Raw genomic sequence first — 13,251 nt, forward strand, 5'->3', positions numbered from 1 at the left:
TTCAAGAGGGCTTCATGGCACACGCGCACGATCTGTCGGACCCCACGGACTTGGCGGGACTGCGGCGCTATCTGAAGGCGGAAGATGCCGCAGGCAAGCTCGCGTCCCTCGACATGCTGGACCTGCAGATCTCCGGCGATGCCCATCTCCACGTCGCCGCTGCCGTCGGTGATGCGCTGGCACAGGCCGGCAAGAGCGGCCGCGCGGCAATCGTGATCCTCGTGGACAAGTCGGCGATCAAGCGCCAGGGCCACAGCCTGCGCGCCTTCGTCGAAGGCCAGTTGCAGGATACCCATACTGTGCGCACGGCTGTCCTCGATGACGGCCATCGCACGCTCCATGCCGATGACAAGGTACTCGATGCCGCCACGCGCGAAGTAAAGGGCGCCGACCTCGTCGTCACCATCGGCTCCGGCACCATGACCGACATCGGCAAGGTGGCGACCAACCGCAATGCCAACATTCCCCAGGTCGCGGTGCAGACGGCCGCTTCCGTGGATGGCTTCACCGACAACGTTTCCGTCATCCTGCGCAACGGCGTGAAGCGCACCATCCCCTCGCGCTGGCCGACCGTCGTGCTGGCCGATGCCACGACCATCGCCGATGCCCCGCTGGAACTGAACACCTCCGGCTATGGCGAGGCAATCTCCCTCTTCACCGCGCCCGCCGACTGGTACCTCGCCAATCTCGTGGGGCTGGACAACACCTTTCATCCCGCCTCGATGGAGCTTCTGAAAGCCGCTGCCGCCGAACCGCCGGGCTGGGCTGCCGGCGTGGCGACGGGAGACAAGCAAGCCATCCAGAACCTGACGCGCCTCCTCGCCCTTCGCGGTATCGTCTCGGGTGTTTCCAACACCACGGCCTGCCTCTCGGGCGTTGAACACGTCATCAGCCACATGCTCGACCTGCATCACGCCGCCCATCACAGGCCCACCGGATTGCATGGCGCACAGGTTGGTGTGGCCACGCTGGTTGCCACGCGCCTCTGGCGCCGCGCCATCGACACCGATCTCATCACGCCCGAACGCCTGCGCAAGCCCGATTCAAAGGCGATGGAACAGCGCATCGGCAATGCCTTCGGTCCACTCGACCCCGCAGGCGCAATCGCCGCCGAATGCTGGGCCGATTGTCAGAAGAAGCTCAAGCTCGTGGATCAGAACTGGGACCGCTTTGTTTCTGTCGTGGCGGACTGGAAATCGCACGCCCGCGAATTCGGCAAGATGGTTCAGCCCTCGGAAATTCTCCGCCCGACACTGAAGGCCTCAGGATCGCCAGCAACGTTTGCGGATTTGAACCCCGCCATCTCGCCCGACCTCGCCCACTGGGCCGTCAAGCATTGCCATCTCATGCGCAACCGCTTCAACCTCGTTGACCTGCTCGACATGATGGGCCTGTGGACGGAAGACATGATTGCCTGGGCCATGGAAGGATCCGTGAGCCGCAAGGCTGCCGCATGAGCAGGGACCTGGTCATTGGCATCGATTGTTCCACCACGGCCAGCAAGGCCGTGGTTTGGGACAGGACAGGCAAGGCCGTCGCCACCGGCCGCCGCACCTATGGCCTGGATCATGTGCAGTCCGGCTGGGTCGAACAGAATGCCGAAGACTGGTGGACCGCCACCTCCGCCGCGCTGGCCGATGCGGTGAAACAGGTTCAGGCGGATCGCATCGCGGCGGTCGCCATCACCCACCAGCGCGAAACCTTCGTCTGCCTTGACGCAGCGGGAAAGCCGCTCCGCCCCGGCATCACCTGGATGGACATTCGAGCGACCGCCGAAGTCGGCGAACATGGCAGCGCTGATGTTCACCGCATCACCGGCAAGCCGCCCAACCCCACGCCCGCCTGGTACAAGCTGCTCTGGCTGCGCAAGCATGAACCCGAGACGATCCGGCGCACGGCCCACGTGGTCGATGTCGCCGGCTATCTGGTCAACAAGCTCACCGGGGAATGGTCCACATCATGGGCCTGCGCCGATCCGCTCGGCCTCGTGGACCTCCGCTCCTTCGACTATGACGATGCTTTGCTCGACAAGGCAGGACTGACGCGCAGCAAGGTGAGCCGGCTCCTGCCACCCGGCGCCATCGCCGGTGGCCTCACGCCTGACGTGGCGGCGTTGACAGGCCTGCCCGCCGGACTTCCCGTTGTCGTGGGTGCGGGCGACGGACAATCGGCCGGTCTTGGCTGCAATGTCACGCAGCCGGGCCGCGCCTACCTCAACATCGGAACCGGCACCGTTTCGGGCGTCTACGCCGACACCTACAGCCACAGCATGGCTTACCGCACCATGGGCGGGCCTGTGCCCGGGACCTACATTCTCGAAACCTTCATCGGCGGTGGCACGCAGAACATCGTCTGGTTCGTGGAACAACTGTCGGGCCTCGACGCCACCACCCTGAAGCCCGGCGAAACGGCGGAACAAGTGCTGGAAGCGATGGCGGCCAAGGTGCCGGAAGGCGCCGCCGGCCTTCTCTGCCTGCCCTACTGGACCGGTGCCATGACTCCCTACTGGGACGGTCACGCCCGCGGCGCCTTCGTTGGCCTGTCGGGCCTGCATGGCAAGAGCCACATGTACCGCGCCATCCTCGAAGCCATTGCGCTGGAAGAACGCCTGCTCACCACGGGCGTGGAAGCAGCGACCGGCCGCCAGCTCGACGAAATTGTCCTGCTCGGCGGGGGCGCACGCAGTCCCCTCTGGTGCCAGATCATCGCCAACGTGCTGGGCCGCACCGTGAAGCTCGCCCGCGAACAGGAAAGCACGGCACTGGGCGCCGGCATCCACGCCGCCGCAGCCGCAGGATTGCATGCATCACTCCGCGACGCCGCCGACGCCATGACGGGCGTGCACAAGAGCTTCGAACCCGACCCGCAATCCCATGCGCGCTATGCCGGCATCTTCGAATCTTACCGCAGCATCTATCCGGGATTGAAGGAAACCTTCCGCCTCCTCAACGGAACCACGCCATGAAGCGCGCCCTCTCCACCTCGCCTGCGCGTGTCACGCGGCTTGACCTGCAACAGATGCGGCTCATCACCCGCGCCGCGCGCCTGCATTACCTGCAAGGCAAGCGCCAGGCCGAAATCGCCGATGAGATGGGCGTGTCGCAAGCCAGCGTCTCGCGCTTCCTCAGCCTTGCGGCAGAACACGGCATCGTCCGCACCATCGTTGTGCCGCCGGAGGGGCTCTATCCTGATCTCGAGGAAAACCTCGTCTCGGCCTACGGCCTTCAATCCGCCTACGTTGTCGACGTGAGCAGCCGTGAAGACGGACTGGAAACCGCACTCGGCGCCGCCGCCGCGCAATGCCTCGGCGGCGAATTGCAGGGCGGCCCCGTGCTGGGGCTGACGTCATGGAGCACCACGCTCCGCGAAATGGCGCGCCACCTGCAGCCCCGCGCCAACACCGGCATCACCCGCGTGGTGGAAATGCTGGGCGACCTCGGTTCGCCGCGCCTGCAGCATGAGGCGGCCCTTGCCACGCAACAGGTGGCCTGGGCCTTTGGGGCGGAGCCTGTCTTCCTGCGCACACCGGGCGTGATGCCGAGCGTGGACCTCCGCCAACTGGCCCTCTCCGACAGCCACATCCGCGCCACGCTGAAGCTGCTCGATACCGTCGACATCGCCTTCGTCGGTGTCGGTCCCGCCGATTTCCACGGTCCTCTTGAGGAAGGCGACAACTTCTTCACCGCCGAACAACTGGCGGAAGTCCGCGCTGCGGGCGCAGTCGGCCAGTTGCACCAGCGCTTCATCGATGCCGCGGGCCAGCCCGTGAAGACGCATCTCGACAGCCTCGTGGTCGGCATCACCCTTGATCAGCTCCGTCATGTCCGCCGCAAGATCGTGGTGGCGGGCGGCGCCGCCAAGCACGACGCCATTGCTGCGGCTCTCGCCGGACAATGGATCGACGTTCTCGTCACCGACGTGAACACCGCCAACGCCCTCACCGCCGCCACCCGCGGCCAACCCCAACCTCCGAAAGGACCCGCATGACACTCGCCAACGACATGCTGCTGGAGATGCAGCGGCGCATGCTCCGCATCCGCTACTTCGACGAACGCGCTTCCAAGATGGTGAAGCGCGGTGAAATTCCCGGCACTGTCCACACCTCGATCGGGCAGGAAGCCCAGGTCGTCGGCGCCTGCATGGCGCTGGGCGAGGGCGACTACATGACCGGCAACCACCGCAGCCATGGCCACCCCATCGGCAAGGGCGCGAAGCTCGGGCCCCTGATGGCCGAGCTTGTCGGCAAAGCCTGGGGCGTCTGCCAGGGCAAGGGCGGTTCCATGCACCTCGCCGACTTCAAGGTGGGAAGCCTCGGTGAATCCGGCATCGTCGGCTCATCCATCCCCATCGCCACGGGTGCCGCCCTCTCCAGCAAGGTCTTGAACAACGGCAAAGTCTCGCTCGCCTTCTTCGGTGATGGCGCGGCAAACCAGGGCTGTCTCTACGAGGCCATGAACCTCGCCTCGGTGTGGAAGCTGCCCATCATCTTCCTCTGCGAGAACAACCAGTACGCACTGTCAACGCCGCAACACACGGTGACGGCGGGCGTCGTTGCTGAACGCGCCCACGGCTTCGGCATGCCGGGCGTGCGCGTTGAAGACGGACAGAGCGTGCTCACGGTCTATGACGCCGTGCGCGAGGCCGTGGACCGCGCCCGCGCCGGCAAGGGTCCGACGCTGATCGAGGTCGTCACCTACCGTTTCAACGAACATTCCGAAGGCCTGCGCCTTGCCGTCGACTACCGCAACGCCGCCGAAAAGGAATCCTGGCTCAAACGCGATCCGGTGAAGATGTTCCGCAGCTACCTGCAGGAACAGGGCGTCGCCGATGCCGCCATGCTGGACAGCATCGAAGCCGACATCCTTGCCGAAGTCGATGCCGCCGTGCAGTTCGCCGAAGACAGCCCGGATCCCGATCCGTCCGTTGCCTTCAAGGATGTCTACACCGTTCCGATCGGAGTTGCGCAATGACTGTCATGAGCTATCTGGGCGCCATCGGCGCCGCACAGCGTGAAGCCATGGAGGCCGACTCGCGCGTGATCATCTTCGGCGAAGACGTCGAAGCCAACGTCTATGGCACCATGGGCGGCAAGTCGCGCGCCGACAAGGGTGACTTCCTGCAGATGTTCGGTTCGAACCGCATCCGGAACACGCCCATCTCGGAAGAGGTCATGGTGGGAGCGGCGGCAGGCGCCGCCATGACGGGCCTTCGCCCCATCGTGGACCTCTCCTATTCCACCTTCCTCTACATGGCGATGGACCAGTTCATCAATCAGGTAGCCAAGAGCCGCTACATGTTTGGTGGACAGGCCTCCATGCCCGTCGTCTTCCGCTCGGCCATGTTCTACGGCCTCAGCACGGCGGCGCACCACTCCGACCGTCCCTACCCCATGTTCATGAACATGCCGGGCATCAAGATCATGGTCCCAGCCTCGCCCAGCGATGCCAAGGGCCTGTTGCGCACGGCAATCGACATGGACGATCCCGTGATGTCCTTCGAGGCCTGCATGCTCTGGGGCATGAAGGAAGATGTGCAGGATGGCGAATTCCACATTCCCTTCGGCGTCGCCAAGACCGTGCGCAGCGGCAGCGACGTCACCGTCGTTGCAATTTCGAGCGCCGTTCCCGCCGCGATGCAGGCGGCCCAGCAACTGGAGAAGGAAGGCATCTCCATCGAGGTAATCGATCCGCGCACGCTTGTGCCCTTCGACTCGGATGCCGTTCTCAATTCCGTGGCCCGCACCGGGCGGCTGGTCGTCGCCGATCCTGCCAACCGCACCTGCGGTGCAGCGGCCGAGATTTCAGCGCTTGTGGCCGAGAAGGCCTTCGACTGCCTGAAGGCCCCGATCATCCGCGTGACGACGCCCGACACCCACATCCCCTTCAGCCCCGCGCTGGAGAAGCAACTCTACCCCAACGCCGGAACGATCGCGGATGCCGTCCGCAAGGTCGCCGGAACACGAAAGGCATAAATCCATGGCACGCATCAAAGTACTGCTCCCGCAATGGGGCATGGGCATGAGTGAAGGCACCATCGTCAAATGGCTCAAGGCCGTGGGCGACACCGTGGCCGAAGATGAGCCGCTGGCGGAAGTCGAATCCGAAAAGACCGTGGAGGTGATCGAGTCGCCTGCCGCCGGAAAGCTCGTCGAAATCCTGGAACAGCCCGGCACCGTTGTCGCGGTTCGCACGCCTGTCGCCATCATCGAAAAAGCCTGATCACCCGCTCACAAGGAATTTGCACATGCCATGGGCTGACCCCCGCCAACTGATCAACGATGCGCGCAAGGGCAAGTATGCCGTTGGCGCCTTCAACATGCACAACCCCGAGACAACCGAGGCCCTCGTCCGTGCCGCCGAGCAGGCCAAGGCACCGGTCTTCCTGCAGGTTGGCCGCGCCATCGTCCCCCACATGGGTGTGGCCCGCGCTTTCGAGATGACCAAGCGCATCGCCGAGGAATCGGATGCCGAATTCGTCATCCATCTCGATCACGGTCCCTGGGAAGAATGCCTGGAGGCCATCAAGCTCGGCTTCAACTCCATCATGTGCGACTTCGCCCATCTGCCGTTCGAAGAGAACATCAAGATGACGAGGCGCGTCGTGGAGATCGCCCATGACTTCGGCATTCCCGTGGAATCCGAGCTGGGCAAGATTCCGGACGTGGGCGAAAGCGTGAACTGGGCAGACTATTACACCACCGTCGATGAAGCGACGCGCTTCGTCGCCGAGACGGGTGTGGACTATCTCGCCATTTCCGTGGGCATCGTGCACGGCGTCATTCCCGGTCTCAAGCCGGAACCGCTGTCGATCCAGCGCACGCTCGAAATTCGCGACGCCACAAAGATTCCACTCGTGCTGCATGGCGCCTCCGGAGTGCCCGAGGACGAAGTGCAGGCCGCCAAGGCCGCGGGCGTTCACAAGTTCAACGCCGACACCGACCTCCGCCACGCCTTCCGCCAGGGCATGCTCGACGTCTGGTCGAAGGGGGATCATCAACTCGAAGAGGCCATGGCCGAAGGCCGCAAGCGCATGATCGCTGCGACCATCGAGAAGATGGAACTCTACGGCTGCGCCGGCAAGGCCGCCGCCCGGGGCTGATGTGACACAGCCATTTGGCCACGCGGCCGGGGGCATCGGCAGTGTGCAGGTGGAAGAGCCTTCTTCCCTTGCACCTGCCGAAGACATGGCCCGCGTGCGCCGGATGCTGTCGTCGCTGGAGCAAGACAGTCCGGCCTCGCTCCGTGCCTATCGACCCCGTCCCACCGCGGCGTTTTCACCGCGGGATACCACCCATCCGCACTATCATCACCTGACCTCTCTGCTGGGCGCGCGCGGCTTTGCCCCCGCCGAACGGGGTGCCGGTGGACAACTTGCAATCTATGACGAAGCCACATTGGTGATCGACCTGGTGGCACCCCATGCCCAGCCGCGCGACCACACGCGGGAACGCTACCGACTTTTCTCGGCCAGTGTCGCATCGGCACTCGCCTCTCTCGGCCTCGATGCACGCGTCGGCGCCGTCGAAGGTGAGTATTGCGCGGGCGACTACAGCGTCAACGCCGGTGGCCGCGTGAAACTCGTTGGCGTTGCCCAGCGCGTGGCGAAGCACGGTTACCATCTCGGCGCCGTGATTTCCGTTGCGCCGTCTCCCGCCGCTCTCGCCGCGGTGGCGGAGGCCTACGGCATCATGGGCGTTGCCTTCGATCCCGTCACCTTCGGAGACATTGTCAGTCTGAGCCCCGTTCACTCCATCACCGGCGCCTGTCAGAAAATCACGGACCTGCTGGCAGCTGAGGTACGCGCCTCCCAGACGTGAGAGTCAGGCGGCCTTCTGCGGGCGCGTGTTGCGCACATTGCGCCTCGACATTTCTTCCGCTGCGAAAGCAATCTCGGCATCGCGGCGCGCCGTGTTCCAGCCCAGAACAGGAGCGGCAATATCAGCCGTCTCTCGAATGGCCGCGTCACTGAGCAAGCCTTCCATGGTCACGGCCGTGCGACGCAACAGAAGGTCCGCGAGACGGCAGACATTTTCCGTGGCACAGATGTGGACGATCTCGCCCCTGCTGTAGTGCGGCAAGGAGTACAGCGGCGCACTGCCACCGTTGGCGAAGGCCTCCTTCAACGCCGTCGCGGAGGTGCCGTAGCGCTCGAACAGAAGCGTGGCACGCGCCGCGTCGACGCCGAGCGTTTTCGCAAGTCCGCTCACGAAAGCAGCGCGGGCTTCATCCGCTTTCGGATAATCACGCCCGCCACCGATGGCGAGGTCCTCTGTCGTCAGCTTGCGCGCGCGCTTGAGGAGCGCCAGCACGGCATCCGCGCTCTGCTCGGAAAAGGCCCGGTGTGTCGTCCACTTTCCGCCGATCAGCGACAGCACGGGCACATCCGTTCCCGGCAACGTGTCGCGCGCGATGGCATGGTCGCGCGTCACCACACCAATGTCCTTGCCCTCGGAGCGCGGCAGCGGCCGCACGCCACAATAGGTGAGAACCACGTCGTCGCGGCTCACCTTGATGTCCGGAAGTATTTCGCGCACCGTGTTCAGCAGGTAGTCCGCCTCTTCCGTGCTGCAATAGGCCTGGTCCGGATCCTTCACCGCAATGTCGGTCGATCCCACCAGCGCATTGCCGAAGAAAGGATAGATGAGGTTGAAGCGCCCATCCGATGTGCCGAAATAGAGCATGCGCCCCTTGAGCGCGGCCACCAGCGCATCATTCCGGACGATGAGATGCGCGCCCTTCGATCCGCCCATGTGCCGGGAGGCAATGCCCATGCCTGCATTGACCTTGTCGATCCAGGCGCCGCCGGCATTGATGATCACGTCGGCCGTGACCTCATGCACCGTCCCCGTCACCTCGTGCTTCAGCGAGAGCGTGCGGCCCTTTGTGCCGGTCACCTGCGTATAGGTGCCGAGGGCACTTGCCGGATTGGCCGCAAGACCATCCTGCACCAGTTCCATGCCGAGGCGTTCAGCGTGCGTGACACGGCCTTCGTTGTAGACACCGGCAGCGATGAGATCAGGCGTGATCGCCGGATATTCGCTGTGCAGTCGCGTCTTGTTCATCGAGTAGTGGTCCGGCAGCGCCTGGACCTTGCGGCTGTAGAAATCATAGATCCGCAATCCGAGTTCGATGAGGATGGCGCCGCGCTTCTTGATCGTCGTGTTGAAGCCGAGAAAGCCCAGCGCCGCCGGGACAAGGCCCGCGAACAGCGAGCGCGACGGAAACACCGTTTCCAGCGCCTTCACATAATGTGGCGCGTTGCGCAGCAACCGGTTCCGCTCCATGGCGGACTCGCGCACCAGGCGGAATTCGCGTGTCTCGAGATACTTGATGCCGCCGTGGATGAGTCGCGACGGTGCCGCACTGGCGCCGCCGCAGATGTCGCCCCGGTCGATGAGCAGGCAATCCACGCCTTGCAGGCACAAGTCGCGGAAGGTGCCGCAACCATTGATGCCGGCGCCGATGATGAGAACGGAATAGTGGGATTTCAGGGGGGCAGGTGCAGTTGGTGTCATGGCATGGATCAGGAGTTGAGGAGTGAGACCTTGATGGCGGAGCCTTGCTCCGCCGTCGCCAGCGCTGCGGTGAAGTCCGACAGCGGGAAGCGGTGGCTGAGGAGCGAGGCGGCATTGATGTGTCCGCTGGCGATCATCTGGAGTGCCGTACGGAATTGCAGGCGGGAGAGCCCGAAGGCGCCCGTCACCAGGAGTTCGCTGTAGTGGATGGCATTGACATCGAGCGGTGCTTCCGTGCCCTTGGCAAATCCGGCAAAGAGGCTGACGCGCCCGCGCGGCCGCACCATGTGGATGGCATCATTGGCAAGCGACGGATCACCGATGGCGCAGATGGCGACATCCGCCCCTTGCCCGCCGGTCAGCGCACGCACCCGCTCGATCACGTTCTCCGTTGTGGGATCAATCACCGTATCGGCTCCGGCGGCGAGAGCAGCGGCGCGGCGCACCGCACTACGCTGGCTCACGATGATGCGACTGGCCCCCGAGAGCTTCGCCAATTGCACATGCAGCAAACCGATGGGCCCCGCCCCCAGTACGACGACGGTATCGCCCAGGCCGACCCGGACGCGCTCCTGGCCATTGATCACGCAAGCCAGCGGCTCTGCCAGCGCGGCGGCTTCAAAGGTCATGCCTTCCGGCAGCGCGAAGACATTGCCCGACGCCACGCCTTTGGCCGGGATACGGACGTACTCGGCAAATCCGCCATCAATCTCGTAGCCCATGGCCACGAGGTTGTGACAGAGGTTCTCGGCGCCTGACATGCAGGCCGCGCAATGGCCGCAGGCAAAGGCCGGACAAACGGCAACGGCCTGGCCAAGGGAGAACTGGGCATGGCCGCCGGTATCGACGATCTCGCCGGAAAACTCGTGGCCGAGGATGGAGGGGTAGCGCACGCCTGCCGTCTTGCGGCCACGGATGATGCGGATGTCGGTGCCGCAGATCGTCGCCGCCCGGACCTTCACCAAGAGGTCCCCCGCCTCCAGCCGGGGCTCCGGCACGGAGGTGCAGCTGATGTCGTTCACCTGCTTCAGCACGGCAGCCTTCACGGCAGGATGTTCCTCGCTTGCGGACGATGAAAGGATGCCCGCACTGAACATTTGTATTCTGAAATGTCAATATGTTTCGAAATTGACGTCAGCCCAGACGCGGCAACTTCTGGCGGATTTTGGCGAAATCCGTCCACGGATCAACAGGCAATTTCCCGGCCTTCAAGATGTCGGGCACCGTGAACAGCGGCCTGTCCCCCGTGAGGTCGTTCCAGTCCAGGGGCAGCGAAACGGGGGCTTTCGGCCGCGCCCGGGTGGAATAGGGGGCGATCGCCGTGGCCCCGCGCCCGTTGCGCAGGTAGTCGATGAAGATGCGCCCCTTGCGCCGGGTCTTGCTCATCACGGCGAGATATTTCTCCGGACTGTCCTGCGACATGATCATGGCGAAGGCCTTGGTGAAATTCTTCACCGTATCCCAGTCCGCCTCCGGAAGCACCGGTACGACGACATGCAGACCCTTGCCGCCCGTGCTCTTCACGAAACTGGTCAGTCCCAGTTTTGAAAGGCGGTCCTTCACCTCGATGGCGGCATCGCGAAGCGTTGTCCAAGAGACAGCCTCGTCGGGATCGAGGTCGAAGATGATGCGGTCCGGTTTCTCGATGTGCGTCACCAGCGATCCCCAGACATGGATCTCCAGCACATTCATCTGCACGAGGCTGATGAGCCCGTTCGCATCGTCAATCGCCAGCATCGGCTTCTCGCTGCCGGCATCCACCTGCCGGATATGTTGCGATGTTCCCATCCAGGCGTGCTTGGCGAAGAAACATTGCCCGGAGGTACCCTCCGGACAGCGCAGCAAGGCGAGCACGCGGCCCGCCACGTGGGGAAGGCAGCGCTCGGCCACCAGCGTGTAATAGTCCGCCAGCATGCGCTTGCTCACTTTCACATCCGCCCACAGCAGCTTGTCAGGATGTGTGAGCGTGGGAACACCTGACGCATGAGCAGACACCGCAGCTTTGCCGGGCTTCACGGCAACCTTTGCCTTGCTGGTGCGCTTCGGCTTGGCACCCGCGGGATCATCATGCGGCGCTTCGGCATGTTCCAGCACGATCTCGGCTTCCGGCTTGTCGTCGCGCAGGCCCTTGATGGCGGCCTGGCGCAGAAGCCCCTGCGAGGACCAGCCCCGGTATTCGATCTCGGCCGCCAGTTGCGGCTTTACCCAGATGACGCCACGCTGTGCCAGCGGCGGCGGATCGCTGGCGAAGTGCGGCATGGTGGTCTTGAGCGGCTCCAGCCGCTCGGCCAGCGCCGCTGCTTCCTTGGCATCAAGCCCTGTGCCCGCCCGGCCCGCATGTACCAAGGCGTCTCCCTCGTGATAGGCCAGCACCAATGATCCCACAGCACGCGGTTGCGCCGCAGACCGCACGAAGCCCACCACGATGAACTCCTGTCGCAGCGAGCACTTGGATTTCTGCCAGTGGTCGCCCCGGCCCGACACGTAAGGAAGATCGGCGCGCTTCGAGACAATGCCTTCCAGGCCCAGGCGGCAGGCTTCGCCAAGAATGTCCTTGCTCGTGGCCTCGCCGAAATGATCGCTGAAGCGAAGCGCAAAGGATTGAGGTGCCGCCGCGATGACCTGCCGCAACACGTCCTTGCGGTCGGCAAGTTGTGCTCCCCTGAGGTCCACGCCATTGCAATGCATGATGTCGAACATGAAGTAGACGAGGCGGTTGTACCGCTTCGCCTTGAGATCATCCTGCAGGCCGCTGAAGCTGGAATGGCCGGACGCATCCTGCACGATGATCTCGCCATCGATCAGGGCCGCGCCCACGGGCAACCCGGCAAGCCGCTGCGCAATGGGTGGAAAGCGGGCCGTCCAGTCCAGGCCCTTGCGGGTGAGAAGCGTGACCTTGCCGCCTTCGATACGCGCCTGCATGCGGTAGCCGTCGTGCTTGATCTCATGGATCCACTGTTTGCCCTTGGGCGGTCCGGTGACGCTGAGCGCAAGGCTCGGCTCGACAAAAGCGGGGAGGATGCCGACCGCGGCTCCGGCGATCTTGCGGAGGTTGGTGGTGGAGACAGCAGGAAGCTTTCCCGCCTTCGCCTGCCGCGCCTTGTGATCGGGGCGCAGAGCACCGCCCTCAAGATCACTGTTGGCGAGTCCGGATTTGAGAGACGATGTTTCGGTCTCCACCGGCTCGGCTGATCCTTCGGTCAGCGCGTGTTCATCGTGCCCCTTGATGAGCAGCCAGTTGTGACGCTTGCCCTCGGGCTTCATGCGAACCAGCGTCCAGCGCCCGTGCAGCCTTTGTCCCTTCAATTCAAACGACAGCTTTCCGGCTTTCAGCGAGGCTGCAGCGTCCCCCTCGGCGGTCCAGCTTCCCTGGTCCCACACGATCATGGTGCCGCCGCCATATTGGCCCTTGGGAATGACACCTTCCCAATCAATGTAGCCGATGGGGTGATCCTCGGTTTCCACCGCGAGACGGCGCACCCCTGCTGTCATGCTCGGACCCTTGGTAACGGCCCAGCTTTTCAGCACGCCATCCAGTTCCAGCCGCAGGTCGAAATGCAGGCGCCGCGCATCATGTTTCTGCACCACGAAGCGCTGGCCCGTGGCTTTGCCGCGCGGACCCGCGGGCGGTTCGGTCGTCTTGCTGAAGTCGCGCTTGCGTTGATAGGCCTTGAGCGAGGCCGCCTTGCTCGCCGCCGCCCGCTTGGATGTCTTCCGTGCCGTCACAGCCATGGCTC

The 13,251-nt window shown here is 64.2% G+C and carries 11 protein-coding genes; 8 read left to right on the forward strand and 3 right to left on the reverse strand.

The genetic code is table 11. The annotated features are described in order from the left end of the window. Positions 1-14 precede the first annotated feature (14 nt). The 8 genes from IPM06_04035 to IPM06_04070 are packed head-to-tail and all read left to right on the forward strand — an operon-like array spanning position 15 to position 7,816. Entirely contained in the window at positions 15-1,457 is a 1,443-nt protein-coding gene (locus IPM06_04035) for an iron-containing alcohol dehydrogenase (GenBank protein MBK8769585.1), read from the forward strand. Further along, complete coding sequence (locus IPM06_04040) at positions 1,454-2,965, forward strand: carbohydrate kinase (protein ID MBK8769586.1); 1,512 nt, start codon at positions 1,454-1,456, stop codon at positions 2,963-2,965. The genes IPM06_04035 and IPM06_04040 overlap by 4 nt, the downstream gene beginning before the upstream one ends. After that, a complete protein-coding gene (locus IPM06_04045) occupies positions 2,962-3,987 on the forward strand; it encodes a sugar-binding transcriptional regulator (protein ID MBK8769587.1) in 1,026 nt (341 codons plus the stop codon). Before IPM06_04040 ends, IPM06_04045 begins: the two co-directional genes overlap by 4 nt. Continuing rightward, positions 3,984-4,970: a thiamine pyrophosphate-dependent dehydrogenase E1 component subunit alpha gene (locus IPM06_04050; GenBank protein ID MBK8769588.1), complete on the forward strand. Its 987-nt coding sequence runs from the start codon at positions 3,984-3,986 to the stop codon at positions 4,968-4,970. Before IPM06_04045 ends, IPM06_04050 begins: the two co-directional genes overlap by 4 nt. Beyond that, positions 4,967-5,971 carry an alpha-ketoacid dehydrogenase subunit beta gene (locus tag IPM06_04055; GenBank protein MBK8769589.1) on the forward strand — a complete coding sequence of 335 codons (1,005 nt, stop codon included), beginning with the start codon at positions 4,967-4,969 and terminating at the stop codon, positions 5,969-5,971. Before IPM06_04050 ends, IPM06_04055 begins: the two co-directional genes overlap by 4 nt. A 4-nt stretch (positions 5,972-5,975) precedes the next feature. Then, positions 5,976-6,218: a biotin attachment protein gene (locus IPM06_04060; GenBank protein MBK8769590.1), complete on the forward strand. Its 243-nt coding sequence runs from the start codon at positions 5,976-5,978 to the stop codon at positions 6,216-6,218. Between the two features lie 25 nt (positions 6,219-6,243). Then, entirely contained in the window at positions 6,244-7,098 is an 855-nt protein-coding gene (locus IPM06_04065) for a class II fructose-bisphosphate aldolase (GenBank protein MBK8769591.1), read from the forward strand. A 1-nt stretch (position 7,099) separates the two neighbouring features. Beyond that, positions 7,100-7,816, forward strand: coding sequence for a lipoate--protein ligase family protein (locus IPM06_04070; GenBank protein ID MBK8769592.1), 717 nt, complete (start codon positions 7,100-7,102; stop codon positions 7,814-7,816). 3 nt (positions 7,817-7,819) lie between these two features. Here IPM06_04070 and IPM06_04075 read toward each other — a convergent pair whose 3' ends face one another. The 3 genes from IPM06_04075 to ligD all read right to left on the reverse strand — a co-directional run bounded on the left by IPM06_04075 (position 7,820) and on the right by ligD (position 13,246). After that, a complete protein-coding gene (locus IPM06_04075) occupies positions 7,820-9,514 on the reverse strand; it encodes a glycerol-3-phosphate dehydrogenase/oxidase (GenBank protein ID MBK8769593.1) in 1,695 nt (564 codons plus the stop codon). Between the two features lie 8 nt (positions 9,515-9,522). Beyond that, a complete protein-coding gene (locus IPM06_04080) occupies positions 9,523-10,560 on the reverse strand; it encodes an alcohol dehydrogenase catalytic domain-containing protein (GenBank protein ID MBK8769594.1) in 1,038 nt (345 codons plus the stop codon). A gap of 88 nt (positions 10,561-10,648) precedes the next feature. Further along, on the reverse strand, positions 10,649-13,246 hold the full coding sequence (gene ligD, locus IPM06_04085; protein ID MBK8769595.1) for a DNA ligase D: 2,598 nt from the start codon (positions 13,244-13,246) through the stop codon (positions 10,649-10,651). Positions 13,247-13,251 lie beyond the last annotated feature (5 nt).

The organism is Hyphomicrobiales bacterium (genome assembly GCA_016710435.1).
Lineage (GTDB): Bacteria > Pseudomonadota > Alphaproteobacteria > Rhizobiales > Aestuariivirgaceae > Aestuariivirga.